Here is a 23,451-nt window from a genome sequence, read left to right as displayed (position 1 = left end):
GTCGGTCATGGCAGGGCGACGCAGCCGGCACCCGGAAATCACCCCGGACCTGCTTCTGCGCGCCTATTCCATCGGGCTCTTCCCGATGGCCGATTCGGCCGACGACCCGGAACTGTTCTGGGTCGAGCCGGACATGCGGGGGGTCATCCCGCTCGATGAGTTCCACGTCTCGCGCAGCCTTGCCAAGACGATCCGCAAGAAGCCCTTCGACATCCGCTTCGACACCGCCTTCGACGCCGTGCTCGCGTCATGCGCGGCGGCCGCGCCCGATCGGCCTTCCACTTGGATCAACGCCAAGATCAAGTCGCTCTACGGCACCCTGCACCGCATGGGCCACGCCCATTCGGTCGAAGCGTGGGAGGGGGAAAACCTCGTCGGCGGCCTCTACGGCGTCTCGCTCGGTGCCGCCTTCTTCGGCGAGAGCATGTTCTCGCGGCGGACGGATGCGTCGAAGATCTGTCTCGTCTACCTCGTCGAACGGCTGAAGGCGCGCGGCTTCCGGCTGCTCGACACGCAGTTCACCACAGAGCACCTGAAGACGTTCGGCGCGATCGACGTGCCGAAGATCGAGTACGAGGACATGCTGGCGAACGCCTTGGCCTCGCCGCATCTGCCGTTTTGAACGGAGAGGTGGCGCTGCGGGTCGTGGATCCTCGAGTCAAGCCCGAGGATGACGGAAGAAGGGAAGTCAGCGACAAAGCAGCCACCCGGTATGCCGCACCGCTCGATGCCGCATCGTTGCGGTGCTGCATGCCGAACCGTTCGATGGGAGGAAGCCGTTTCCTCCCCTCCGTCATCCTCGGGCTTGACTCGAGGATCCACAGCGGCAGACGCAACGTTCGTGGAAAGCGCCTTACTGCGCCTTCGCTTCGGAATCTTCCGGCGGCGGCACGTCGGACTTTGCCTTGCACTCGGTCAGCCACACGTCATAGACGGGGTGCTCGACGGCGTTGAGGCCGGGGCTGTCGGCGAACATCCAGCCGGTGAAGATGCGGCGGATCTTGCGGTCGAGCGTGATCTCGTCGACCTCGACGAAGGAGGTCACCTTCTGCGCCTCGGTGTCGTCGCGGCTGTAGCAGACCTTCGGGGTCACCTGGAGCGCGCCGAACTGCACGGTCTCGCCGAGATAGACGTCGAAATTGGTGATGCGGCCGGTGATCTTGTCGATGCCCGAGAAGACGGCGACCGGGTTCTCGATGCGGGCAGCCTCGGCGGCCACGGGCATCAGCCCAGCGGCCACAGCAAGCGCGGCGACAAGGAACCGCCGTCCGGCGTTTGCCGAGAAAAACCCTGATGTCATGAATGCCGTCTCCTGCGAACCGCTCCGGCCCGCGCCGGTCGCTTGGAGTTAGAGTGCTTTGGCTTCTCCTCGAAAAACCAAAGCACTCTAACTCTTTGTTTTAACGCAATTCCGGGCGCAAAACCGCTTCGCGACTTCTGCTGGAATTGCTCTAGCGGCGAAATGTGGCCAAATCGGTATCAGTTGCCCGGCGTCCAGGCATCGTAATCGCCCGTCACGCGCGGACGTTCGCCGGCGGCGGCGAGCGAGCCCGGCGGACGGTAGGCCTGGGCGGTGCCGGTCGGGTTCTGGCGGTGCGGCTTTTCCCACTCGCGGGCCTGGTACGTCTCGTCGGCCGGGGAAACGTCGGTGCGGTGGTGCATCCAGCCATGCCAGCCCGCGGGAATGGCCGAGGCTTCCGCATAACCGTTGTAGATCACCCAGCGGCGCGTGCGACCTTCGGAATCCTTGCCGCCCTGGTAATAGACATTGCCGAATTCGTCCTGGCCGACCCGGGTGCCGAAGCGCCAGGTGTGGAAGCGGGTGCCGATCGTCTGACCGTTCCACCAGGTGAAGATCTGCTTGAGAAGGTTCATGGGCTGGCGTCCTTGGCAGGGCCGTGCCGGAAGCGCGGCCCGAGACTGTTGGGCCGCCCGCGGAAAGCGGGCGATCTTTCCTCCGCTTATGGCGCGAGAGCACCGGAATGTCCAGCGATTCCCGTCCCTTCGCCCACGGCTTTTCGCCGCGGGTCAGCCGCCGAGCGGCTTCTCGTAGACATCCAGTGGCACGCCGGAGATCGCGTCCGCCGTATGCCGCGCCTCGCCCACCTTGGCAAAGCCGTGCTCCTGGTAGAAGGCGACCGCAGCCTCGTTGCGCGGATCGACCTCCAGGAGCATGGTGCTGGCATCCGGGAAGCAGGTCTCGAGCTCGGCGAACATGTCGCGGCCGATGCCCTGGCGCTGGTAGCGCGGCAGCACGTAGAGCTGGTGCAGGAACGCCGCCTTCGGCCGATCCTTCGTCATGGCCGCATACCCCATGCCGGCAAGCTCCTTGCCGTTGTCGGCGACGACGAACTCGCTGTCCTTGCGCTCCAGCCGGGCTTTCAGCGCCGGCACGGAATGCCAGCGCGCGGTGATCTCGTTCACCTTGTCGGCGCCGTAGAGCACGTCATAGGTGGCATGCCACGTCTCGGCCAGGAGCGCGCTGACCTTCGCCAGATCGCGCTCGGAGGCCGTGCGGACGAAGAACATGGAAAATTCCTTTGCTTTGAAGCGATTCCGACGGAAACCGCTTCACACCTTTTCTGGAACTGCTTCAGTCCTCGATGCCGAGCTTGGCCTTGACGAGGGCCTGCACCGCCTGCGGGTTGGCCTTGCCGCCCGTCGCCTTCATCACCTGGCCGACGAACCAGCCGGCAAGCGTGGGCTTGGCCTTCACCTTCTCGACCTGGTCCGGGTTGGCGGCGATGATCTCGTCGACGGCCTTCTCGATGGCGCCGGTATCCGTCACCTGCTTCAGGCCGCGCGTCTCGACGATCTCGGCCGGGTTGCCGCCCTCGTTCCAGACGATCTCGAAGAGGTCCTTGGCGATCTTGCCGGAAATCGTGCCGTCCTTGATGAGATCGATGATCTGTCCAAGCTGTGCGGGTGAAACCGGAGTCTCTTCAATGGCTTTGCCGGCTTTGTTCAAGGCGCCCAGCAGGTCGTTGATGACCCAGTTGGCGGCGATCTTGCCGTCGCGGCCGGCGGCCACGGCCTCGTAATAATCGGCGATCGCCTTTTCCGAGACGAGCACCGAGGCGTCGTAGACGGACAGGCCGAGATCCTTGACAAAGCGGATCTTCTTGTCGTCGGGCAGTTCCGGCAGGCCGGCGAGCAGCTTGCCGACGAATTCGTTGTCGAATTCCAGCGGCAGGAGGTCCGGATCGGGGAAATAGCGGTAGTCGTGCGCGTCTTCCTTCGAGCGCATGGAGCGCGTCTCGCCCTTGCCCGGGTCGAAGAGACGGGTTTCCTGGTCGATGGTGCCGCCGTCCTCCAGGATGCCGATCTGGCGGCGGGCTTCGTATTCGATCGCCTGGCCGATGAAGCGGATGGAGTTGACGTTCTTGATCTCGCAGCGCGTGCCGAAAGGCTCGCCCGGACGGCGCACGGAGACGTTGACGTCGGCGCGCATGGAGCCTTCGTCCATGTTGCCGTCGCAGGTGCCGAGATAGCGCACGATGGAGCGCAGCTTCGTCATATAGGCCTTCGCCTCGTCCGACGAGCGCATGTCCGGCTTGGAGACGATCTCCATCAGCGCGACGCCCGAACGGTTGAGGTCGACATAGGACATGGTCGGATGCTGGTCGTGCATCGACTTGCCGGCATCCTGCTCCAGGTGCAGGCGCTCGATGCCGATCTCGATATCCTCGAAATTGCCCTGGCGGTCGGGCCCGAGCGAGATCGTGATCTTGCCCTCGCCGACGATCGGGTCCTTGAACTGGGAGATCTGGTAGCCCTGCGGCAGGTCCGGATAGAAGTAGTTCTTGCGGTCGAAGATCGAGCGGTGGTTGATCTCGGCCTTCAGGCCGAGGCCGGTGCGCACGGCCTGCTTGACGCATTCCTCGTTGATGACCGGCAGCATGCCCGGCATGGCGGCATCGACGAGCGAGACGTTGGCGTTCGGCGCCTTGCCGAATTCGGTGGAGGCGCCGGAGAAGAGCTTGGAATTCGACAGGACCTGGGCGTGCACCTCCATGCCGATGATGACCTCCCAGTCGCCGGTGGCGCCGGGGATCAAGCGTTTCGGATCGGGGGTGCGGACGTCGACGATGGTCATGGGATGCTCTTTGCGAAAGCCTCGGATTTGCCTGCCTCGGTAGAACATATGGCCGGCCGGTGCAAGGCTTTGCCGCATATCCGGCCCCTCTTCCCCCGGCCGCCGGTTGACAGGCAGGACGATTCGTAACTATTATTGTTACATGAAAAGAAACAGCCGCCTTTCCGCCGTGCTTCACGCCCTCATGCACATGGCCGAGCGCGAGGCGCCGATGACCTCGGACGACCTTGCGCTCTGCCTCGACACCAACGCCGTCGTCGTCCGGCGCACCATGGCAGGCCTTCGCGAGGCCGGCATCGTGCAGTCCGGCCGCGGCCATGGCGGCGGCTGGCATTTTGCCCGGCCGCTCGCCGACATCTCGCTGCTCGACATCTACAACGCGCTCGGCGAGCCCATCGTCTTCCAGATTGGTCCGGCGACGGAGATGCCGGGCTGCGTTGTGGAGCAATCCGTCAACCGGGTGATCGGCGAGGCGCTGAAGGATGCCGAGGCGATCCTGATGGCGCGCTTCGCCGGCACGACGCTGGCAGACCTCGCCGCCGATTTCCGGGTGGCGGCGAAACACTGCCGGGCCGATACCGGCTAAGCGGGAACGCCCTCCCGATACCCTGCATCGAACGACCGAGACCCCTCGGGCGCGCGATGCCGCACGTTCCAAAGAAAGGATGAACCATGACCGAAGATGCCATCATCATCGGCGGGGGCTTTGCCGGCCTTTCCGCCGCCCTGCAGCTCGCCCGCGCCCGCCGCCGCATCACCATTCTCGACACCGGCGAGCCGCGCAACCGCTTCGCCGCCCATTCGCACGGCTTCCTCGCCCAGGACGGCCGGCCGGGCCGCGACATCCTCGCCGATGCCCGCTGGCAGCTTGCCGCCTACGGGACCGTCACCTTCCGCGACGTGCCGGCCGAGCGGCTGGAGGGCGAGAAGGACGCCTTCTCCGTCGTCGCCGGCGACGGCGGGCGGATCGAGGCGCGCCGCGTGCTGCTTGCCACCGGCTTCGAGGACCAGTTGCCGGCGATCCCCGGCCTTGCCGAACGGTGGGGCAAGACCGTGCTGCATTGCCCCTATTGCCATGGCTACGAGGTCGGCGGCGGCCCGGTCGGCGTCCTGGCGCGCACGGCCGAGGCGGCGCGCTTTGCGGCGGTGGTCGCCGACTGGGGCAATGTCACGCTCTTCACCAACATGGCGCCGGAACCGGACGATGCGGCCCTTGCCGTGCTCGCCGAGCGCAATGTGAAGCTCCGGCCGGGCCGCGTCACCGCCATCGCCGACGGGCCGGACGGCATGTTGTCCGTCGAGACGGGGCCGGGCATCCCGACCCTCGTCAAGGCGCTCTTCGTGATGCCGGAGGCACGGGTGCGGAGCGCCATTCCGGCCGAGCGCGGCCTGACGCTGAAGGAGACGCCGATCGGCAACATCCTCCACACCGACGACACCGGCCAGACCTCCCTGCCCGGCCTCTATGCGGCCGGCGACATCGCGCTCGGGCCGGCGAACATCTCGCTCGCCGCAGCCAACGGGGTGAAGACCGCCGTCTTCCTGCATCACTCCCTGATCTGGCCGGCACATTGACCTTTGCGGATGCCCCGGCTATTCCGGGCATCCGCAAATGGAGTTTTGATGTCCAACTCGTCTGAGACCTGCTGAGGACCCTGCCCGCTAAGCTTGCGCGCAGGGTCTGGAAAAACGATGAGCACTGCCACTTCCGGGTGGCGGAACGTTTTTTCGCGTTCATTCGAACGCCGGACGGATTCTCAAGACAATGGACATTTCGCGCGCCGAACAGCGCATTCTCCACCTGCTCGCCCAGGGCGGCAGGATCGACATCGAAAAAGACGACAACCGGAAGATCATGACGGTCGTCTGCATCACGCGGGACGGCTGGCGGGCAAGCGGCCTCGACATCGACCTCTTCCGCAAGCTGAAACGCCGGCGGTGCATCGCCTCCTCCGGCGGCAGGCCCTACCGCATCACGCAGCGCGGCCTGGAGCTGGTGCGTTCCCAGCAGGACAACCAGTGAACCGGCGGGAGGCGCGGCGAAAGCCCGCCTCCCCCTCAGAACCCGCCCGGCCCGTAGCCGGCCGGCGCGTCCGCGACGAGCTGCCGGCGCAGGCCGACCGATTCGACGTCGCGGTCGAGCCGTTCCGAATAGTCGATGGACAGCCAGTTCACGCTATAGCCGTGCTTCTGGAAGAAGCCGACGGCCACCGAGTTGCGGGCATGCGTCTGCAGGCGCGCCGCCTCGAAGCCCGCCGCGACGATCTCCGCCTCCATGGCGGCGAGCAAGGCGGCGCCGAGCCCCTTCTTCTGCTGCGGCGGATCGATCCAGAGGTCGCTGATCTCGTCGTCCAGCGCCTCGCGCGACGCCCATCCCGCCGGCCAGCCCTCGATTTCGGCGACGCTCACCCGCAGCCAGTGGCGGGCGAGGAACTGCTGGAAGGCATTGCGGGCATAGTCGCGCCGCACCTGGAGGTCGGCGACCCCGACGACGGCCTGTTCCCAGGCCCGGACGCCGATTTCGACGAGAGCCGGAACATCGTCCTCACGGGCATTGCGAACGGCGATCATGCGGGCGGTCCTTTCCGGTGCCATGAAAGCACCGCCGGAAAGGCTTGGCGAGGGAGGCGCACGGCTATCCACGGAGATGATGGGGAGAAAGGGGCGAATGCCGGCACAAACGGAACCGCCCGGCCTTCCGGCCGGGCGATCCCCTACTTGTCGCGGAGCTGCACGAGGTCGTTCATCAGGCCCACCGTCCCGTTGTGGATGGTCAGGCGCTCGACCTTGCCGGCGATGGCCTCCAGCGCCTCCAGCTCCTTCAGCCGCAGCATGACCGGGTTCTCCGCCATCACCTTCGCCGTGTTGAGGAGTGAACGGGTGGCATTCGTTTCCTCGCGGCGGCGGATGACATTGGCCTCGGCCTGCTTTTCCGCGGCGACGACCTGGTTGAGGATGTCGCGCATCTCGCCCGGCAGGATCACGTCCTTGAGCTCGATGGCCGAGACCTCGACCCCGATCGCCGCCATGTCGGCGCGGACCTTCTCGGCCGCCTCCGCATGGACCGTCACCTTGCGTTCGAGGATCTGGTCGAGCGTCAGCGTGCCGAGCGTCTGGCGGAAGGCGAACTGCAGCGCCCGGTAGAGGGCATCCGCGAAGTCCTTGACCTCCGACACGGCCTTCAGCGGCTCGACGACGCGGTATTCGGCAGCGATGTTCACCCGGATCGTGACCTTGTCGCGGGTGAGCAGCTCCTGACCGGTGACGTCGAGCGACTGGCGCTTGAGGTCGACCACGCGCACCTGGATCGTCCGGCCGACGTTCCAGAAGGCGTGGAGGCCCGGCTCCAGCATGCGCTGGTGCGTCCCGTCGACGGTCAGCAGGCCGACCTGCCCGTCATTGACCATGAAGGCCGTGACGAGTTCCAGGCGGCGCGCCCGCGTCAGCCGGCGCATCAGCTCCGGATCGACATCGAGCCCGCCGGCAAGATCGACGCGCGTTTCGGTCCACGGGCCTGCCGCGTTCCAGACCGTAAGCTTCTGGTTCGGCGCAAGAACCGCGTGGAGCTCGCTGTCGCGCTCGACGACGGCCACCTCGCGGGCGTTCGTGCGAAAGACCGTCAGCTCGCGCTGCGCGACCTCCGGGAGCCTGTCGAACAACGGCTTCTCGTAGGCCGAGACGAAGGCCGGCCGGTTCACGTCGTGACGCTCCAGCTCCAGCATGCCGCGGCGGTTCGGCAGGGTGTGTTCGCCCGCGCCGAAAATGCCGAGGATCTCTCCCCTGTAGAGGGCGAGCACCCGTTCGTTTGCCTTCACGAGGACGCGCTTGCGCCCCAGGATCCTATCGAGAAATATCGTCATCGTTCTGCTCCTTCGGTCATACGCTACGTCATGAACCGATCGTCCTTTCGTCGTTGGTTTCGATTGGCATCGGCGGCGGGATGTGGCGAACCAAAGCAGGCTTCGCTTCCCTTGCCAGTTCCCGAGGAAACCCGGATCGCCCGGGGAACCTGCGGGCGGGGTATCTTTCAACAGGCATGATCCGGGAACCGGCTGACGGCCACCGGCGGCGGGTTTTCGGGAGAGGATCGCGCGGCCCTTCGGCGGGCGCGGGCGCCACAGCGCCCTTGCCGGCCGGAAGGCGGCTTGACCATCACCGCGAACCGGACCGCAGACGTCCGGCGTCGGGCTTTCCGCATGTGCGCCTTTCGGCCCGCTTGCGGTCCGCCGTCCGCAGTCCGGTCCCCGGACCGGATGTAAGACAGCTTGGAAGGCTGTTTGGAGAAGGATTCGAACCTTCCACAGTCAGAGTAACAGTCTGATGCTCTACCACTGAGCTATCCAATGGAGCAGACAACGGGAATCGAACCCGCGACCTCCGGAGGAATGTCCGGTGCTCTGCCACTGAGCTAGGTCCGCAATACCAGTCTTCTCGGCGCGGCATCCGTACACGACGACGGCAGGGCCGCCGCGCGCGGGAGGAGCGGAAAAACTCCATCCGTTGACATCCGCACCGGCTGAACGACCGGGAGGGCGCGTTTATTCTCGACTTCGGGAAGGATCAAGCGAAAAAGGCGCGGGCGCGCCTGTCGTAACGGCAGGTGTTGCCGTTACGACACGATCGGGCGATCGAAACCGCGAGCCCGCGGCTGCGGATGAGGGAGCTGAAAGCCCCCTTACCACCACTTGGCCGGCGTGAAGCGGCCGGCTGCCTTCTCGATGACATGCGCGGTCTTGAAGAGGACGTCCTCCTCGAAGGGCTTGCCGATGAGCTGGAGGCTGAGGGGCAGGCCCTTGTGGTCGAGACCGGCGGGCACGGAAAGGCCCGGCAGGCCCGCCATGTTCACCGTGACGGTGAAGATGTCCTGCAGGTACATCTTGACGGGATCGGATGCGAGCTCCTCGTCGGCGATGCCGAAGGCGGAGGACGGCGTCGCGGGCGTCAGGATCGCGTCGACGCCGGCATTGAAGGCGAGCTCGAAGTCGCGCTTGATCAGCGTGCGGACCTTCTGCGCCTGGAGGTAGTAGGCGTCGTAGTAGCCGGCCGACAGCACATAGGTGCCGATCATGATACGGCGCTTGACCTCCTGGCCGAAGCCGGCCGCGCGGGTCTTCTCGTACATATCGACGATGTCCTTGCCGTCGACGCGCAGGCCGTAGCGCACGCCGTCATAGCGGGCAAGGTTCGACGAGGCCTCGGCGGGCGCCACGATGTAGTAGGCCGGCAGCGCGTATTTCGTGTGCGGCAGGGAAATGTCGACGACCTCGGCGCCGGCCTCCTTCAGCCAGGCGATGCCCTGCTGCCAGAGCGCCTCGATCTCCTCCGGCATGCCTTCGACGCGGTATTCGCGCGGAATGCCGATGCGCATGCCCTTCAGCGACTGGCCGAGCGCGGCTTCGTAATCCGGCACCGGCAGGTCGACGGAGGTGGTGTCCTTGGCATCGACGCTCGCCATGGACTTCAGCAGGATCGCCGCATCGCGCACGTCGCGGGCGATGGGGCCCGCCTGGTCGAGCGAGGAGGCGAAGGCGACGATGCCCCAGCGCGAGCAGCGGCCATAGGTCGGCTTGATGCCGACGGTGCCGGTGAAGGCGGCGGGCTGGCGGATGGAGCCGCCGGTATCCGTCGCCGTCGCGCCGGCGCACAGGAACGCGGCGACGGCCGCCGCCGAGCCGCCGGACGAGCCGCCCGGCACCAGGTCGGCATTGGAGCCCTTCGCCCGCCACGGGTTCTTGACCGCGCCGTAATAGGAGCTCTCGTTGGAGGAGCCCATGGCGAACTCGTCCATGTTCAATTTGCCGAGCATGACGGCGCCGTCGTTCCAGAGGTTCTGGGTGACGGTCGATTCGTATCTGGGCTTGAAGCCGTCGAGGATGTGGCTGCAGGCCTGGGTGTGCACGCCCTCGGTGGCGAACAGGTCCTTGATGCCGAGCGGGATGCCCTCCAGCGCGCCGGCCTTGCCGGCTGCGATGCGGGTGTCGGAGGCCTTCGCCATGTCGCGCGCCTTTTCCGGCGTCACGGCGACATAGGCGTTGATCGTCGGGTTCGCCGCCTCGATCGCGCCGAGATAGGCATCCGTCAGCTCGACGGCGGTGATCTCCTTGGCGCCGAGCTTTTCGCGGGCTTCGGCAATGGTCAGGCGGGTCAGATCGGTCATGGGTGCGGTCACTTCGGGTCAGGCAGCGCGAAGCTGCTTTTGATAGAATATGGAATAGGGTGAATCCGGGTAGTCGAGCACGGGGCCGCAGCGGGTAAAGCCCGCCTTCTCGTAGATCGCCCAGGCGGCCGGATGGCGGTCGCCGGTTTCGAGCACGAGCGTTTCCAGCCCTTCCCGTTCGGCGGCGGCCTGGATCTCACCAAGGATGCGCCGGCCGATGCCCTGCCCCTGCCAGTCCGGCCGGGTGAACATGCGCTTCACCTCGCCCACCGCCGCGGAATGGCGCTTCAGCGCGCCGCAGCCGACGACGGTGCCCTCGTCGCGGGCGATCCAGACCGTCACGGTCGGTTCGGCCATCTGCTCGACGGTCAGGTGGTAGCAGGCCTCCGGCGGCGAAAGCGCGAGCAGGAAGGCGTTCAGCTCCGCGACCAGCGCGCGAACCTCATCGTCAAGCGGGCTCTCGATGGCGAGGGTGACGGCCAAGGACTACTCCACCACCTTCGGAACCTGGAAGAAGTTGCGCTCGGAGGCCGGCGCATTGGCGACGATGGCATCCGCCTTGTTGCCGTCGTTGACGACGTCCTGGCGCTTCTTCATTTCCATCGGCGTGACGGAGGTCATCGGCTCGACGCCGTCGACATCGACTTCGGACAGCTGCTCGACAAAGCCGAGGATGCCGTTCAGCTCGCCGGTCATGCGGTTTGCCTCTTCCTCGCTGACGGCGATGCGGGCAAGGCGCGCGACGCGCTTCACGGTGGCTAGATCTACGGACATGGGTGGTCTCCGCTCAGAAATTTCTACCCGCTATACTGACCAAGCCCAAGGGGCGCAACGGGGGAATGGCCCCTTCCACGCCCCCTCGCCCGTTTTCGGCCGCTCAGCGCGAGACCACGCTGCCGACGCCCGGCACCTCGATCTTCGCCGAAGCACCGTCCATAGCCTTGACGAAAAGATCCGCCGTCGGCGCCAGCAGGCCGAAGGAGCCGTAGTGGCAGGGGATGACCGTGTCGAACGTGAAGAAGCGCTGGCAGGCGAGCGCCGCGACAGCACCGCCCATGGTGAAGCGGTCGCCGATCGGCACGAGGCCGATTTCCGGCTGGTGCAGCTCGTTGATCAGCGCCATGTCGGAGAAGATGTCGGTGTCGCCCATGTGATAGAGCGTCGGCTCGTCCTCGAAATGCAGAACGAGGCCGTTGGCATTGCCGAGCGAATGGGAGACGCCGTCCTCGGTGATCTGCGCGGAGGAATGCAGCGCATTGACGAAGGTGGTCGAGAAACCGTCGAACTGCACGGTGCCGCCGGTATTGCCCATGTCGACCTTTTCCACGCCCTTGGCGCCGAGCCAGGCGGCAAGGTCCGCATTGGCGAGCACGGTCGCGCCGGTCTCCTTCGCGATCCCGATCGTATCGCCGACATGGTCGCCATGACCGTGGGTCAGCAGGATATGGGTAAGGCCCGCCACGGCGTCCTTGCGGGTCGCCTCGTCGAAGGCCGGATTGCCGGTGAAGAACGGATCGATCAGGATCCTGGCTTTCGCCGTTTCGATCCGGAAGGCGGAGTGGCCGAGCCAGGTGATTTTCATGCTTGTTCTCCCGTTGGGGTCCTTGGCGCAATACAGAACCGGCGAAGGCCGTTTCCATCCATCGCCGGATCGTTATAAGCGTGGCCTTGAAGATGGAGCAACATGCAAGGAGCCGCCATGAGCGACGACGACTATATCTATGACGAAGCGACCGGCGAATGGCGGCCGGCATCCGAAATCGCCGCGGAGAAGGCGGCACAGAACCAGGTGCGCGATGCCAGCGGCACCGTGCTTGCCGACGGCGATTCGGTCGTGCTCATCAAGGACCTGAAGGTGAAGGGCGCCGGCCAGACGCTGAAGCAGGGCACGGTGATCAAGTCGATCCGCCTCACCGACAATCCGGAGGAGATCGACTGCCGGCATGAAGCCATCAAGGGCCTGGTCCTGCGCACGGAATTCGTGCGCAAGCGCTGAGAGGGTCCTTCATGGCAACGCTGACACTGGAAGAACTGGCCGAAACGCTCGCGCCCGGCCAGCCGATCGCCGGCCTCGACCTCGGCACGAAGACCATCGGGCTTTCGGTCTCCGATCTCGGCCGGCGGCTGGCGACGCCGCGGCCGGTGCTGAAACGCGTGAAGTTCACCCGGGATGCCGAGGTGCTGCTGGCCTTCGCGGCCAAGGAGAAGGTCGCCGCCTTCGTCATCGGCCTGCCGATGAACATGGACGGCAGCGCCGGGCCGCGCGTCCAGGCGACACGCGCCTTCGTGCGCTCCATGGCCGAGAAGACCGACATTCCCTTCGTCTTCTGGGACGAGCGGCTGTCGACGGTGGCGGCGGAACGCACGCTGATCGAGATGGACGTGTCGCGCAGGAAGCGGGCCGAACGCATCGATTCGGCCGCCGCCTCCTTCATCCTTCAGGGCGCGCTGGACAGGCTCTCGTCGCTGGCAAGGGCGGCGGGCGCGGACTGACGGCGGGCCTGCCACCAGGCGGCAATCTTCCCGCGGCGCCGGAAGGCGATGATGCCGAGCACGAGGAAGCTGTCGACGATGATGGCGCGCAGCACCAGCGGCGGCAGGTCCTCCGGCGGAATGCCGAGGATATGGCCGTAGATCTGGAACACCAAGTCATGCGCATCGCGCGTCAGCATGAAGAAGCCGAAGCTCATGTCGTAATAGGAAAGCCCGTACCAGCTGCCGAGCAGCGCGATGGGGCCGGCCCAGAGAATCAGGAACCACTTCATGCCGCCCTCCTCTTCGGTGCGAGAAGGTCGCCGGCCGCAAAGACGATCTCGCTGGCCGCCACGCCCGCGGCGATGACGAGAAGCGGAACGACGATATCCACCGCCGCAAAACAAAACAGGGTCGTCATGACCGAAATCCGGGCCGTTCTGGCCATAGGCTGCACTCGCTCACATGGTTAACACCAGGTAAACGACACCTTCACCCGTTAACCCTGTTCGCGCAATGTAAACCCGTCATTAAGGTTAATTTCCACACGGGTCCCGCCGGAGGTGAGCCTTGCAAGCCCGCGCAAGGCGTGGAATGAGCAGCGACCATCCCTCGCCCGCCCGGTTGCCATGCTCGCCATCTTCGAAAGCATCCTTCCCGTCTTCCTGCTCGTCGTGCTGGGGGTTTTTCTCAAGCGCTGGCGGCTGATCGATCGCGACATGTGGAACGGGCTCGAGCAGCTCGGCTTCTTCGTGCTCTTTCCCTGCCTGCTCTTCACGACGCTCGCCAAGGCCGAGTTTTCCGGCATCGCCGCCGGCAGCGTGGCGCTCGGCTCCATCGGCTCGCTGAGCTTCATCGCGCTGCTGCTGGCGCTCGCCTGGCCGCTCTTTCGCGCCGCCGGCGTCTCGGGCGCCGCCTATACCTCGGTCTACCAGACCTCGACGCGCTGGAACGCCTTCATCGCGCTTGCCATCGCCGAAAAGCTCTACGGGCCGGAAAGCCTTGCGCTGGTGGCGCTGGTCGCCACGCTGATCATCATCCCGATCAACCTCTACAATATCGGCATTCTCGTCTGGTTCGGCGGCGGCACGCGCAGCCTCAGGACATTCGCGCAGAAAATCGTCACCAATCCGATGATCATCGGCTCGGTGCTCGGCGTCACCATCAACCTTCTGGAAATCCCGGTCTACGCGCCGCTGATGCAAGCGGCGGAACTCGTCGCCGGCACCTCGCTCAGCCTCGGCCTGATCATGGTCGGCGCCGGGCTGAAGCTTGCCGATGCGCTGAAACCCCGGCCGCTGGCGCTGCTGCCGGTCGCCTTGAAGCTCGTGTTCATGCCGCTGGTCATGACGGCGGCCGCCTATGTCCTCGGCATGCGCGGCGAACCGCTGCTGACGATCGCCATGGGAGCGAGCGTGCCGACGGCGATGAACGGCTATGTGCTGGCCAAGCAGATGGGCGGCGACGCGCCGCTCTATGCCGCCGTCGCCACGCTGCAGACGATCGCCTCGTTCTTCACGATCCCGGTCGTGCTGGCTGCAACCGCCTACCTTGCCGGCGGATAGAGCAGGTCGACGATATAGGCCGAATCGAAGCGCGAATCGAGCATGCCGTAGGTCGAGCGCCAGCCCGAGGCGAGGCGCGTCTCGAGGAAGGCATCGGCGATACGGCCGGCACCGGCGCGGTAGAGCTCGGCCGCGGCGGCGGCAAGCGCCAGCTGCTCGACCAGCATGCGGGCCGCCCCCTCGTCGCGCTCGCAGAGCGACAGCGCCGCGCGCAGCACGTCGGCCGTCTTCTTGCCGGCCGGGCCGAGATCGCGGGCGAGCCCGGCGAACAGCATCTCGAACAGGTCCCTGCCCCGGCCGATGACGCGCATCAGGTCGAGCGCCATGACATTGCCCGAGCCTTCCCAGATCGCGTTGACCGGCGCCTCCCGGTAATGCCGGGCGATCGGCCGCTCCTCGACATAGCCGCTGCCGCCGATGCACTCCATCGCCTCGTAGATGAGGGCGGGCGCGATCTTGCAGCACCAGTATTTCGTCACCGGCGTCATGATGCGGGCATAGGCGGCGTCCTCGGCGCTGTCGCGCGCCTTGTCGAACGCCTCCGCCAGGCGCAGGGAAAGCGCGGTCGCGGCCGCGACGTCGAGCGCCATGTCGGCAAGCACGCGCGTCATGATCGGCTGGGCGACCAGCGGCTTGCCGAAGACGGTGCGGCCGCGCGTATGGTGCACGGCTTCTGCGAGCGAGGCGCGCATGATGCCGGAGGAGGCCAGCGCGCAGTCGAGCCGCGTCAGCGTCACCATGTCGAGGATGGTGCGGATGCCGGCATCGGGCGTGCCGAGCAGGAAGCCGAAGGTTTCGGAGAACTCGACCTCGGACGAGGCGTTGGAGCGGTTGCCGACCTTGTCCTTCAGGCGCTGGAAGCGCAGGCCGTTGCTGGAGCCGTCCTCCAGGAGGCGCGGCACGAGGAAGCAGCCGACGCCCTCGCGCGTCTGGGCGAGCATGACGAAACCGTCGCTCATCGGCGCCGACATGAACCACTTGTGGCCGGAGAGCCGGTAGATGCCCTCCCCGACGCGCTCGGCGGTGGAGGTGTTGGCGCGCACATCCGTGCCGCCCTGCTTTTCCGTCATGCCCATGCCGATGGTGACGGCGCTCTTCTGCATGGCGGGCTTGTTGGTGCTGTCATACTTGCGCGACAGGATTTTTCGCCCCCATTCGCGCTGCACCTGCGGCGAGACGGAGAGGGCCGCGACCGAGGCGCTCGTCATGGTCAGCGGGCAGAGATGGCCGCATTCGAGCTGGGCGGTGAGGTAGAAGCGCACCGCGCGCGCCTTGTGCGCCCTGCCCTTCTCGTCCGGCACGTTCTCCCACAGCGAGGAATGCAGGCCGCTCGCCATGGAGCGACGCATCAGCGCGTGCCAGGCGGGGTGGTAGTCGACGACGTCGAGGCGCTCGCCGCGCGGGCCGTGGGTGCGCAGCTGCGGCACGCCCTCGTTCGCCATGCGGGCGAGTTCCTGCGCTTCCGGCGAGGTCACGGAACGGCCGATCGCGTCGAACTCGTCGCGCAGCCCCTTGGGCATGGCGTCGGTGGCATCGACCAGCAGCGGGTCGGAGCGATAGGCGTTGATGCCCGACCAGAGCGGCGGCTGGTTGAGATCGGCGAGTTTCTGTTCGGTCGTCTTGTCGCGAGTCATGAGCGGGTTCTAGCCCAAGTCGCGGCGGGGCGAAACGGGGCCTTGCGGCTGCCGGCGCCCCGGGCTTCACAAAAGCGTGGGAATGCGCGGCCTTGCCGCCGCTTCGCCTTGCCGCGGGGGAACCGACCCTCTATAGACCCCGCGTATCCACGACAGTTGAGGCGGAGTTTCATGGACTTCTTTCCGCATCGCCACCTTCTCGGCATCAAGGGCCTGACCGAGCAGGAGATCACGCACCTGCTCGACCGCGCCGACGAGGCGGTGAAAATCTCCCGGCAGCGGGAGAAGAAAACGTCGACCCTCCGGGGCCTGACACAGATCAACCTGTTCTTCGAAGCCTCCACCCGCACGCAATCCTCCTTCGAGCTTGCCGGAAAACGCCTCGGCGCCGACGTGATGAACATGTCGGTCGGCAATTCCTCGGTGAAGAAGGGCGAGACGCTGATCGACACGGCGATGACGCTGAACGCCATGCACCCGGACGTGCTGGTCGTGCGCCACTCCTCCGCCGGTGCCGCCGCGCTCCTGGCGCAGAAGGTCTCCTGCTCGGTGGTCAATGCCGGCGACGGCCAGCACGAGCATCCGACCCAGGCCCTGCTCGACGCGCTGACCATCCGCCGCGCCAAGGGCAAGCTCTCGCGCATCATCGTCGCGATCTGCGGCGATGTGCTGCATTCGCGCGTCGCCCGCTCGAATATCCTGCTGCTCAACGCCATGGGCGCGCGCGTGCGCGTCGTCGCGCCTGCAACGCTTCTTCCCTCCGGCATCGCCGACATGGGCGCGGAGGTCTACCACTCCATGGAGGAAGGGCTGAAGGATGCCGACGTCGTGATGATGCTGCGCCTGCAGCGCGAGCGCATGTCCGGCGCCTTCGTGCCCTCGGTGCGCGAATATTTCCACTATTACGGGCTCGACGCGGAAAAGCTGAAGGCGGCGAAGGAGGATGCGCTCGTCATGCATCCCGGGCCGATGAACCGCGGCGTGGAGATCGCCTCCGAGATCGCCGACGGGCCGCAGAGCGTCATCGAGCAGCAGGTCGAGATGGGCGTCGCCGTCCGCATGGCCGTGATGGAAACGCTTCTCGTTTCGCAGAACCAGGGTGTCCGCGCATGACCCGCACCACCGTCCTGAAAAACCTCCGCATCCTGGACCCCTCGCGCAACCTGGACGAAAAGGGCTCCATCGTCATCGAGAACGGCAGGATCGCCGCCATCGGCAGCGGCGCGCAGAACCAGGGCGCACCGGAAGGCGCCGAGATCGTCGACGGACGCGGCCTCATCGCCGCCCCCGGCCTCGTCGATGCCCGCGTCTTCGTCGGCGAGCCCGGCGCCGAGCACCGCGAGACGATCGAATCGGCCTCCCGCGCCGCGGCGGCCGGCGGCGTCACCACTTTCATCACCATGCCGGACACCGATCCCGTCATCGACGACATCGCGCTTGTCGAATTCGTGCTGAAGAACGCCCGCGACAAGGCCATCGTCAACATCCACCCCGCCGCGGCCCTCACCAAGGGGCTGGCCGGCGAGGAGATGACCGAATTCGGCCTGCTGAAGGATGCCGGCGCCGTCGCCTTCACCAATGGCCGCAACCCGGTGCACAATGCGCAGGTGCTGCGCCGCGCCATGACCTATGCCCGCGAATTCGGCAGCGTCATCGCGCTCGAAACCCGCGACAAGTATCTCGGCGCCGGCGGCGTGATGAACGAGGGGCTGCTCGCAAGCTGGCTCGGCCTTTCCGGCAGCCCGCGCGAGGCCGAACTGATCCCGCTCGAACGGGACCTGCGCATCGCCGGCCTGACGCGCGGCAAATACCACGCGGCGCAGATCTCCGTGCCGGAATCGGCCGAAGCGGTGAAGCGCGCGAAGGAGTACGGCGCGGACGTCACCTGCGGCATCTCGATCAACCACCTGACGCTGAACGAGAACGACATCGGCGAATACCGCACCTTCTTCAAGCTCTCCCCGCCGCTGCGCGGCGAGGACGACCGCAAGGCCATGGTCGACGCGCTCGCCCGCGGCGAGATCGACATCATCGTTTCCTCGCACGACCCGCAGGACGTCGACACCAAGCGCCTGCCCTTCGCGGACGCGGCCGATGGCGCGATCGGCCTCGAGACCATGCTGGCGGCGGCGCTCAGGCTGCATCACAGCGGCGAGGTTCCGCTGATGCGGCTCCTCGATGCGCTCTCGACGCGGCCGGCGCAGATCTTCGGCCTTGACGCCGGCACGCTTTCGCCCGGCGCGCGCGCCGACATCGTGCTGATCGATCCCGACGAGCCCTGGCTCGCCACCAAGGACCGCTTCGTCTCGCGCTCGAAGAACACGCCCTTCGAAGATGCCCGCTTTACGGGACGCGCGATTAGCACCTATGTTGCCGGCGAACGGGTGTATTCGCTGGACTGAACGGGACATCGGCCCGGCGGAGAGCGTGGATCCTCGGGTCGAGCCCGAGGATGACGGAAGAAGGAAGATCGGAAGACGTTGAGAAACGTTGCCCCTGCCGGACCGTTTGATGGGGTCGGTAGCACCTCCCCCTCTCCGTCATCCTCGGGCTCGACCCGAGGATCCATGCCCCGCATGCAGACATTGGAACGGGGGAACTGACGTGTCCGACATCTTCACCTGGCAGCTCGGCGCCCTGCCGACGCTCGCCGCCCTCGCCTTCGGCTATCTCCTCGGCTCCATCCCCTTCGGCCTGATCCTCACCCGCATGGCCGGGCTCGGCGACGTGCGCCAGATCGGCTCCGGCAATATCGGCGCGACGAACGTGCTGCGCACCGGCAACAGGAAGCTTGCCGCGGCGACCCTGCTGCTCGACGCCCTCAAGGGCACGGCCGCCACCGCCATCGCCTCGCGCTGGGGCCTTGATGCCGGCCTTGCGGCGGGCCTTGCCGCCTTCCTCGGCCATCTCTTTCCCGTCTGGCTCGGCTTCAAGGGCGGCAAGGGGGTCGCGACCTATGTCGGCCTGCTGCTCGGCCTCGTGCCTGTCATGCTCGCCGTCTTCGCCGCCGTGTGGGTCGGCGTCGCCTATCTGACGCGCTATTCGTCCCTCTCCGCCCTGGTTGCAACCATCGTATCTCCGGTTGTATTGTGGTTTCTCGGCCACGAGAAGGTGGCGCTGCTGTTCGCCCTCCTCACGGTGATCACCTGGTGGAAGCACAGCGCCAATATCAGCCGCCTGCTCGGCGGCACGGAAAGCAAGATCGGCAGCAAGGGATAGAGATGGACGAGCGCAGCGCAAGGACGAGGGGAATTGCGCTGACGGACCGACAGAGGATCGCCTGGCTGCGGCTCATCCGCAGCGACAATGTCGGGCCGGTCACCTTTCGCGAGCTCATCAACCATTTCGGCAGCGCCGAAGCGGCGCTGGACATGGTGCCGGAACTCTCCCGCCGTGGCGGCGCATCGCGCAGCATCCGCGTCGCCAGCCGGGCCGAGGCCGAACGCGAGCTGGAAATCGCCGAACGGCACGGCGCGGCCTTCGTCGGCATCGGCGAGCCGGACTATCCGCCGCTGCTGCGCCAGATCGACGGCGCGCCGCCGCTTCTCGCCGTCAAGGGAAACCGTGCCGCTGCCGCGGCACCGGGCGTCGGCATCGTCGGCGCGCGCAACGCCTCGATTTCCGGCGTGAAATTCGCCGGCCTGCTGGCGCGCGAGATCGGCCGCTCGGGCTATTCCATCGTTTCCGGCCTTGCCCGCGGCATCGACACGGCCGCCCACCGCGCCAGCCTCGATACCGGCACGATCGCGGCCATGGCCGGCGGCCTCGACAAGCCCTATCCGCCGGAAAACATCGGCCTGCTTGCGGAACTCACCGAGGGACAGGGCCTTGCCGTCAGCGAGATGCCGTTCGGCTGGGAGCCCCGCGCCCGGGACTTTCCCCGCCGCAACCGGCTGATCGCCGGCATGTCGCTGGGCCTGGTGGTGGTGGAGGCGGCGGTGCGCTCCGGCTCGCTGATCACCGCGCGCAATGCGGCGGATTTCGGCCGGCTGGTCTTCGCCGTGCCCGGCTCGCCGCTCGATCCGCGCTGCGAGGGCACGAACGGCCTGCTCAAGGACGGCGCGACGATCGTGACGGCGCCGGAGGATGTGCTGGAGGGGCTGCGGCCGCTCTGCGAACCCGATCTCTTCACCCCGCGCCCGGGGGCCGGCGAACCCGCGGAGGACGTGCCGCCGACCCTCAGGCTGCCGCCGAGCGACGGCGAGCGGGAGCGCATCGCCGAGGCGCTGAGCCAGGTGCCGGCCGAGATCGACGAGATCATCCGCCATACCGGCATCGCGGCGGCGAGCGTCTACCTCGTCCTCCTAGAACTTGATCTTGCCGGCCGGCTTCAGCGGCATGCCGATGGCCGGGTCTCGATGAGCCCGGACTGAAAGCGGCCGCAGGCCGGCCAGGATATCCCCCGCCTCCACATAGGCCATCTCGATGAAATAGCGCAGCATGTCGGCGCCCTCGTTGTGCGCGACCGTGCGCAACTCGCCCAACATCTGACGTGTGTAGGCGATGTTCTCCTCTGCGGTATGCGGCGGAAGCGCGGGCTTGGAAGGTTTCGAGTTCATAGCTTTTCCGTTGTCCCGGGGATTTCAGAATCACCGTCAGGTTGCAATTCCTACGCCCAGAAGACGATACAATGATTATCAATAATTGCAACACTTGAATTGTATCGCATAAGTTGCATTTCAGCACATATGACTTGTATCTATAAGTGCGACATCTAAATTATCTCGTTTTGGTTGCAACTCGTTGTATCCCACTAATTTCACCCCTACCTCTTGACCCGGACGCTTTGTCTGTTCATGTCGAGACACGACTTTCCGGCGCAAGAGCGCCCTTTCGCCGCGCATTCCTGCGCGCGCTCCCGGTATCAGAGAAATGACGATGAATGTTGTAGTTGTGGAATCGCCCGCCAAGGCCAAGACGATCAACAAGTATCTCGGCCCCGGCTACAAGGTGCTTGCCTCCTTCGGCCATGTGCGCGATCTGCCCGCCAAGGACGGCTCGGTGCGCCCGGACGAGGATTTCGAGATGTCCTGGGAAGTGGACAGCGCCTCGGCCAAGCGCATCAAGGACATCGCCGACGCGATGAAGTCCTCCGATGGCCTCATTCTCGCGACCGACCCGGATCGCGAAGGCGAGGCCATCTCCTGGCACGTGCTCGACGTCCTGAAGAAGAAGCGCGTGATCGGCGACAAGCCGGTCAAGCGCGTCGTCTTCAACGCCATCACCAAGTCGGCCGTGCTCGACGCCATGCGCAACCCGCGCGACATCGACATCTCGCTGGTCGACGCCTATCTCGCCCGCCGCGCGCTCGACTATCTCGTCGGCTTCAACCTTTCGCCCGTGCTGTGGCGCAAGCTGCCGGGCGCCCGCTCGGCCGGCCGCGTGCAGTCGGTGGCGCTGCGCCTCGTCTGCGATCGGGAAGCCGAAATCGAGCGTTTCGTCTCGGAGGAATACTGGAACCTCTCCGCCCTCTTGAAGACCCCGCGCGGCGACGAGTTCGAGGCCCGCCTCGTTTCGGCGGAGGGCAAACGCCTCCAGGCGCGGTCGATCGGCAATGGCGAGGAGGCGAACCGCCTCAAGGCGCTGCTCGACGGCGCGGCCTACCGCGTCGAAAGCGTCGAGGCCAAGCCCACCAAGCGCAATCCCGCACCGCCCTTCACCACCTCGACGCTGCAGCAGGCCGCCTCCTCCAAGCTCGGCTTCTCGGCATCGCGCACCATGCAGGTCGCGCAGAAGCTGTATGAAGGCATCGACATCGGCGGCGAGACGGTCGGTCTCATCACCTATATGCGTACCGATGGCGTGCAGATGGCGCCTGAGGCGATCGACGCCGCCCGGCGTGCCGTCGCCAGCCAGTTCGGCGAGCGCTACGTGCCGGAAAAGCCCCGCTTCTATTCCACCAAGGCGAAGAACGCCCAGGAAGCGCACGAGGCGATCCGCCCGACCTCCTTCGACCGCACGCCCGACCAGGTGAAACGCTATCTCGATCCCGACCAGCTGCGGCTCTACGACCTCGTCTGGAAGCGCGGCATCGCCAGCCAGATGGCCTCCGCCGAGATCGAGCGCACGACGGTCGAGATCGAGGCGGACAATGGCGGGCGCAAGGCGGGCCTGCGCGCCACCGGCTCGGTCATCCGCTTCGACGGCTTCATCGCCGCCTATACCGACCAGAAGGAAGACGGCGAGCAATCGGACGACGGCGAGGATGGCGGCCGCCTGCCGGAGATCAATGCGAAGGAAACGGTCACCAAGCAGAAGGTGAACGCCACCCAGCATTTCACCGAGCCGCCGCCGCGCTATTCGGAAGCCTCGCTCATCAAGAAGATGGAGGAGCTCGGCATCGGCCGCCCGTCGACCTATGCCGCGACGCTCGCCACGCTGCGCGACCGCGAATATATCATCATCGACAAGCGCAAGCTGATCCCCGAAGCCAAGGGCCGTCTCGTCACCGCCTTCCTGGAAAGCTTCTTCACGCGCTATGTCGAATATGACTTCACGGCGGACCTCGAGGAAAAGCTCGACAAGATCTCGGCCGGCGAGCTCGACTGGAAGCAGGTTCTGCGCGATTTCTGGAAGGATTTCTTCGCGCAGATCGAGGATACCAAGGAGCTGCGCGTCACCAATGTGCTCGACGCGCTCAACGAAGAGCTGGCGCCGCTCGTCTTCCCCAAGCGCGAGGACGGCAGCGATCCGCGCATCTGCCAGGTGTGCGGCACCGGCAAGCTCTCGCTGAAGCTCGGCAAGTTCGGCGCCTTCGTCGGCTGCTCGAACTATCCGGAATGCAACTACACCCGCCAGCTTTCCGCCGACAACGGCTCGGATGCGGAGGCCGCCGCCTCCAACGAGCCGCAGAACCTCGGCAAGGACCCGCATACCGGCGAGGACATCACGCTGCGCACCGGCCGCTTCGGCCCCTATGTGCAGCGCGGCGACGGCAAGGAGGCCAAGCGCGCCAGCCTGCCCAAGGGCTGGACGCCGGCGAGCATCGACCACGAAAAGGCGCTTGCCCTGCTCTCGCTGCCGCGCGATATCGGCCAGCATCCGGAAACCGGCAAGATGATCTCCGCCGGCATCGGCCGCTACGGTCCGTTCCTGCTGCACGACGGCGGCTATGCCAATCTCGAAAGCGTCGAGGACGTCTTCTCGATCGGCCTCAACCGCGCCGTCTCGGTGATCGCCGACAAGCAGTCCAAGGGTCCCGGCGGCCGCTCGCGCGGCACACCCGCCGCGCTCAAGGCGCTCGGCGACCATCCCGATGGCGGCCCCGTCACCGTGCGGGACGGCAAGTACGGCCCCTATGTGAACTGGGGCAAGGTCAACGCGACGCTGCCGAAGGGCAAGGCCGCCGAGAGCGTCACGCTGGAGGAGGCGCTGGTGCTGATCGCCGACAAGGCCGGCAAGACGCCCACCAAGGGCAAGGCCAAGGCGGCGAAGACCACCAAGGCGGCAAAATCCGACGATGCCAAGGCCGCAAAGCCGAAGGCGGCGCCCAAGGCCAAGACCGCATCCAAGGCAAAGAAGGCCTGA

General features: G+C 66.2%; 26 protein-coding genes and 1 tRNA gene. 12 read left to right on the top strand and 15 right to left on the bottom strand.

Features of this window, described 5'->3' with window-relative positions; translation table 11 throughout:
- Positions 1 to 7 precede the first annotated feature (7 nt).
- On the top strand, positions 8 to 622 hold the full coding sequence (gene aat / locus WMC41_RS07295; RefSeq protein WP_244765781.1) for a leucyl/phenylalanyl-tRNA--protein transferase: 615 nt from the start codon (positions 8 to 10) through the stop codon (positions 620 to 622).
- Positions 623 to 853: 231 nt separating this feature from the next.
- Here aat and WMC41_RS07290 read toward each other — a convergent pair whose 3' ends face one another.
- The 4 genes from WMC41_RS07290 to gatB form a co-directional block, all read right to left on the bottom strand.
- Positions 854 to 1,300 carry a DUF2155 domain-containing protein gene (locus WMC41_RS07290; protein ID WP_272805128.1) on the bottom strand — a complete coding sequence of 149 codons (447 nt, stop codon included), beginning with the start codon at positions 1,298 to 1,300 and terminating at the stop codon, positions 854 to 856.
- Positions 1,301 to 1,479: 179 nt separating this feature from the next.
- A complete protein-coding gene (locus tag WMC41_RS07285; protein WP_064329820.1) occupies positions 1,480 to 1,875 on the bottom strand; it encodes an NADH:ubiquinone oxidoreductase subunit NDUFA12 in 396 nt (131 codons plus the stop codon).
- A 153-nt stretch (positions 1,876 to 2,028) separates the two neighbouring features.
- Complete coding sequence (locus WMC41_RS07280) at positions 2,029 to 2,529, bottom strand: GNAT family N-acetyltransferase (RefSeq protein ID WP_432347510.1); 501 nt, start codon at positions 2,527 to 2,529, stop codon at positions 2,029 to 2,031.
- 64 nt (positions 2,530 to 2,593) lie between these two features.
- Positions 2,594 to 4,096 carry an Asp-tRNA(Asn)/Glu-tRNA(Gln) amidotransferase subunit GatB gene (gene gatB / locus WMC41_RS07275; protein ID WP_272805126.1) on the bottom strand — a complete coding sequence of 501 codons (1,503 nt, stop codon included), beginning with the start codon at positions 4,094 to 4,096 and terminating at the stop codon, positions 2,594 to 2,596.
- Between the two features lie 142 nt (positions 4,097 to 4,238).
- Between gatB and WMC41_RS07270 the strand changes: the two genes are divergently transcribed.
- The 3 genes from WMC41_RS07270 to WMC41_RS07260 all read left to right on the top strand — a co-directional run bounded on the left by WMC41_RS07270 (position 4,239) and on the right by WMC41_RS07260 (position 6,119).
- A complete protein-coding gene (locus WMC41_RS07270; protein ID WP_244765785.1) occupies positions 4,239 to 4,682 on the top strand; it encodes an Rrf2 family transcriptional regulator in 444 nt (147 codons plus the stop codon).
- Positions 4,683 to 4,768: 86 nt separating this feature from the next.
- Positions 4,769 to 5,671, top strand: coding sequence for an NAD(P)/FAD-dependent oxidoreductase (locus WMC41_RS07265; protein WP_432347507.1), 903 nt, complete (start codon positions 4,769 to 4,771; stop codon positions 5,669 to 5,671).
- A gap of 190 nt (positions 5,672 to 5,861) precedes the next feature.
- Positions 5,862 to 6,119 (top strand): YjhX family toxin, encoded by a 258-nt coding sequence (locus tag WMC41_RS07260; RefSeq protein WP_288083088.1) that lies wholly within the window; start codon positions 5,862 to 5,864, stop codon positions 6,117 to 6,119.
- 35 nt (positions 6,120 to 6,154) lie between these two features.
- On the opposite strand, the gene WMC41_RS07255 is transcribed toward WMC41_RS07260, so the two are convergent.
- The 7 genes from WMC41_RS07255 to WMC41_RS07225 all read right to left on the bottom strand — a co-directional run bounded on the left by WMC41_RS07255 (position 6,155) and on the right by WMC41_RS07225 (position 11,835).
- Entirely contained in the window at positions 6,155 to 6,667 is a 513-nt protein-coding gene (locus tag WMC41_RS07255; protein WP_432348291.1) for a GNAT family N-acetyltransferase, read from the bottom strand.
- A gap of 143 nt (positions 6,668 to 6,810) precedes the next feature.
- Positions 6,811 to 7,956, bottom strand: a complete 1,146-nt coding sequence (locus WMC41_RS07250) for a slipin family protein (RefSeq protein ID WP_432347504.1) — start codon at positions 7,954 to 7,956, stop codon at positions 6,811 to 6,813.
- Positions 7,957 to 8,440: 484 nt separating this feature from the next.
- A tRNA-OTHER gene (locus tag WMC41_RS07245) sits at positions 8,441 to 8,514 on the bottom strand.
- A gap of 257 nt (positions 8,515 to 8,771) precedes the next feature.
- Positions 8,772 to 10,253 (bottom strand): Asp-tRNA(Asn)/Glu-tRNA(Gln) amidotransferase subunit GatA, encoded by a 1,482-nt coding sequence (gene gatA, locus WMC41_RS07240; RefSeq protein ID WP_244765790.1) that lies wholly within the window; start codon positions 10,251 to 10,253, stop codon positions 8,772 to 8,774.
- A gap of 18 nt (positions 10,254 to 10,271) precedes the next feature.
- Positions 10,272 to 10,736: a GNAT family N-acetyltransferase gene (locus WMC41_RS07235; protein WP_432347502.1), complete on the bottom strand. Its 465-nt coding sequence runs from the start codon at positions 10,734 to 10,736 to the stop codon at positions 10,272 to 10,274.
- A gap of 3 nt (positions 10,737 to 10,739) precedes the next feature.
- Complete coding sequence (gatC, locus tag WMC41_RS07230; protein ID WP_244765792.1) at positions 10,740 to 11,027, bottom strand: Asp-tRNA(Asn)/Glu-tRNA(Gln) amidotransferase subunit GatC; 288 nt, start codon at positions 11,025 to 11,027, stop codon at positions 10,740 to 10,742.
- Positions 11,028 to 11,130: 103 nt separating this feature from the next.
- Positions 11,131 to 11,835: a metal-dependent hydrolase gene (locus tag WMC41_RS07225; RefSeq protein ID WP_288083090.1), complete on the bottom strand. Its 705-nt coding sequence runs from the start codon at positions 11,833 to 11,835 to the stop codon at positions 11,131 to 11,133.
- 117 nt (positions 11,836 to 11,952) lie between these two features.
- On the opposite strand from WMC41_RS07225, the gene WMC41_RS07220 reads away from it, so the two are divergent.
- On the top strand, positions 11,953 to 12,249 hold the full coding sequence (locus tag WMC41_RS07220; RefSeq protein ID WP_272805117.1) for an alkylphosphonate utilization protein: 297 nt from the start codon (positions 11,953 to 11,955) through the stop codon (positions 12,247 to 12,249).
- A gap of 11 nt (positions 12,250 to 12,260) precedes the next feature.
- Complete coding sequence (ruvX, locus tag WMC41_RS07215; RefSeq protein WP_432347499.1) at positions 12,261 to 12,746, top strand: Holliday junction resolvase RuvX; 486 nt, start codon at positions 12,261 to 12,263, stop codon at positions 12,744 to 12,746.
- Here ruvX and WMC41_RS07210 read toward each other — a convergent pair.
- Both WMC41_RS07210 and WMC41_RS07205 read right to left on the bottom strand, forming a co-directional pair.
- Positions 12,692 to 13,018, bottom strand: coding sequence for a DUF6105 family protein (locus WMC41_RS07210; protein WP_272805115.1), 327 nt, complete (start codon positions 13,016 to 13,018; stop codon positions 12,692 to 12,694). The genes ruvX and WMC41_RS07210 overlap by 55 nt on opposite strands.
- Positions 13,015 to 13,146: a hypothetical protein gene (locus WMC41_RS07205; protein ID WP_263193826.1), complete on the bottom strand. Its 132-nt coding sequence runs from the start codon at positions 13,144 to 13,146 to the stop codon at positions 13,015 to 13,017. Before WMC41_RS07205 ends, WMC41_RS07210 begins: the two co-directional genes overlap by 4 nt.
- Before the next feature lie 208 nt (positions 13,147 to 13,354).
- Here WMC41_RS07205 and WMC41_RS07200 point away from each other — a divergent pair, with 208 nt between their 5' ends.
- The gene (locus WMC41_RS07200) at positions 13,355 to 14,290 is read left to right on the top strand and encodes an AEC family transporter (RefSeq protein ID WP_272805113.1); all 936 of its coding nucleotides are present in this window, start codon (positions 13,355 to 13,357) and stop codon (positions 14,288 to 14,290) included.
- Here WMC41_RS07200 and WMC41_RS07195 read toward each other — a convergent pair.
- A complete protein-coding gene (locus WMC41_RS07195; protein ID WP_244765798.1) occupies positions 14,272 to 15,924 on the bottom strand; it encodes an acyl-CoA dehydrogenase family protein in 1,653 nt (550 codons plus the stop codon). The genes WMC41_RS07200 and WMC41_RS07195 overlap by 19 nt on opposite strands.
- Before the next feature lie 171 nt (positions 15,925 to 16,095).
- Between WMC41_RS07195 and WMC41_RS07190 the strand changes: the two genes are divergently transcribed.
- From WMC41_RS07190 to dprA, 4 genes are all read left to right on the top strand, one after another.
- Positions 16,096 to 17,037 (top strand): aspartate carbamoyltransferase catalytic subunit, encoded by a 942-nt coding sequence (locus tag WMC41_RS07190; RefSeq protein ID WP_244765799.1) that lies wholly within the window; start codon positions 16,096 to 16,098, stop codon positions 17,035 to 17,037.
- Entirely contained in the window at positions 17,034 to 18,326 is a 1,293-nt protein-coding gene (locus tag WMC41_RS07185; protein ID WP_432347496.1) for a dihydroorotase, read from the top strand. Before WMC41_RS07190 ends, WMC41_RS07185 begins: the two co-directional genes overlap by 4 nt.
- 211 nt (positions 18,327 to 18,537) lie before the next feature.
- Positions 18,538 to 19,143: a glycerol-3-phosphate 1-O-acyltransferase PlsY gene (plsY, locus tag WMC41_RS07180; protein WP_244766001.1), complete on the top strand. Its 606-nt coding sequence runs from the start codon at positions 18,538 to 18,540 to the stop codon at positions 19,141 to 19,143.
- Between the two features lie 2 nt (positions 19,144 to 19,145).
- Positions 19,146 to 20,297: a DNA-processing protein DprA gene (gene dprA, locus WMC41_RS07175; RefSeq protein ID WP_432347494.1), complete on the top strand. Its 1,152-nt coding sequence runs from the start codon at positions 19,146 to 19,148 to the stop codon at positions 20,295 to 20,297.
- Here the strand turns inward: dprA and WMC41_RS07170 are convergent.
- Positions 20,229 to 20,483, bottom strand: coding sequence for a hypothetical protein (locus WMC41_RS07170; protein ID WP_432347492.1), 255 nt, complete (start codon positions 20,481 to 20,483; stop codon positions 20,229 to 20,231). The two genes, dprA and WMC41_RS07170, sit on opposite strands and share 69 nt — an antisense overlap.
- 319 nt (positions 20,484 to 20,802) lie before the next feature.
- Here WMC41_RS07170 and topA point away from each other — a divergent pair, with 319 nt between their 5' ends.
- Positions 20,803 to 23,451, top strand: a complete 2,649-nt coding sequence (topA, locus tag WMC41_RS07165) for a type I DNA topoisomerase (RefSeq protein ID WP_432347491.1) — start codon at positions 20,803 to 20,805, stop codon at positions 23,449 to 23,451.

The sequence above is a fragment of the Shinella yambaruensis genome (genome assembly GCF_050859155.1).
Classification (GTDB): domain Bacteria; phylum Pseudomonadota; class Alphaproteobacteria; order Rhizobiales; family Rhizobiaceae; genus Shinella; species Shinella yambaruensis.
Note: the sequence above shows the minus strand (reverse complement) of the source record. Positions and strands in the feature narration are given on the sequence as shown.

Coding starts and splice junctions, on each gene's coding strand:
- WMC41_RS07290 (WP_272805128.1), bottom strand. CDS start 1,300: ATGACATCAGGGTTTTTCTCGGCAAACGCCGGACGGCGGTTCCTTGTC.
- gatC (WP_244765792.1), bottom strand. CDS start 11,027: ATGTCCGTAGATCTAGCCACCGTGAAGCGCGTCGCGCGCCTTGCCCGC.
- WMC41_RS07210 (WP_272805115.1), bottom strand. CDS start 13,018: ATGAAGTGGTTCCTGATTCTCTGGGCCGGCCCCATCGCGCTGCTCGGC.
- WMC41_RS07220 (WP_272805117.1), top strand. CDS start 11,953: ATGAGCGACGACGACTATATCTATGACGAAGCGACCGGCGAATGGCGG.
- WMC41_RS07225 (WP_288083090.1), bottom strand. CDS start 11,835: ATGAAAATCACCTGGCTCGGCCACTCCGCCTTCCGGATCGAAACGGCG.
- WMC41_RS07255 (WP_432348291.1), bottom strand. CDS start 6,667: ATGATCGCCGTTCGCAATGCCCGTGAGGACGATGTTCCGGCTCTCGTC.
- aat (WP_244765781.1), top strand. CDS start 8: ATGGCAGGGCGACGCAGCCGGCACCCGGAAATCACCCCGGACCTGCTT.
- gatB (WP_272805126.1), bottom strand. CDS start 4,096: ATGACCATCGTCGACGTCCGCACCCCCGATCCGAAACGCTTGATCCCC.
- WMC41_RS07250 (WP_432347504.1), bottom strand. CDS start 7,956: ATGACGATATTTCTCGATAGGATCCTGGGGCGCAAGCGCGTCCTCGTG.
- WMC41_RS07260 (WP_288083088.1), top strand. CDS start 5,862: ATGGACATTTCGCGCGCCGAACAGCGCATTCTCCACCTGCTCGCCCAG.
- WMC41_RS07185 (WP_432347496.1), top strand. CDS start 17,034: ATGACCCGCACCACCGTCCTGAAAAACCTCCGCATCCTGGACCCCTCG.
- WMC41_RS07280 (WP_432347510.1), bottom strand. CDS start 2,529: ATGTTCTTCGTCCGCACGGCCTCCGAGCGCGATCTGGCGAAGGTCAGC.
- WMC41_RS07200 (WP_272805113.1), top strand. CDS start 13,355: ATGCTCGCCATCTTCGAAAGCATCCTTCCCGTCTTCCTGCTCGTCGTG.
- dprA (WP_432347494.1), top strand. CDS start 19,146: ATGGACGAGCGCAGCGCAAGGACGAGGGGAATTGCGCTGACGGACCGA.
- WMC41_RS07170 (WP_432347492.1), bottom strand. CDS start 20,483: ATGAACTCGAAACCTTCCAAGCCCGCGCTTCCGCCGCATACCGCAGAG.
- ruvX (WP_432347499.1), top strand. CDS start 12,261: ATGGCAACGCTGACACTGGAAGAACTGGCCGAAACGCTCGCGCCCGGC.
- WMC41_RS07190 (WP_244765799.1), top strand. CDS start 16,096: ATGGACTTCTTTCCGCATCGCCACCTTCTCGGCATCAAGGGCCTGACC.
- WMC41_RS07195 (WP_244765798.1), bottom strand. CDS start 15,924: ATGACTCGCGACAAGACGACCGAACAGAAACTCGCCGATCTCAACCAG.
- WMC41_RS07270 (WP_244765785.1), top strand. CDS start 4,239: ATGAAAAGAAACAGCCGCCTTTCCGCCGTGCTTCACGCCCTCATGCAC.
- WMC41_RS07265 (WP_432347507.1), top strand. CDS start 4,769: ATGACCGAAGATGCCATCATCATCGGCGGGGGCTTTGCCGGCCTTTCC.
- WMC41_RS07205 (WP_263193826.1), bottom strand. CDS start 13,146: ATGACGACCCTGTTTTGTTTTGCGGCGGTGGATATCGTCGTTCCGCTT.
- topA (WP_432347491.1), top strand. CDS start 20,803: ATGAATGTTGTAGTTGTGGAATCGCCCGCCAAGGCCAAGACGATCAAC.
- WMC41_RS07285 (WP_064329820.1), bottom strand. CDS start 1,875: ATGAACCTTCTCAAGCAGATCTTCACCTGGTGGAACGGTCAGACGATC.
- gatA (WP_244765790.1), bottom strand. CDS start 10,253: ATGACCGATCTGACCCGCCTGACCATTGCCGAAGCCCGCGAAAAGCTC.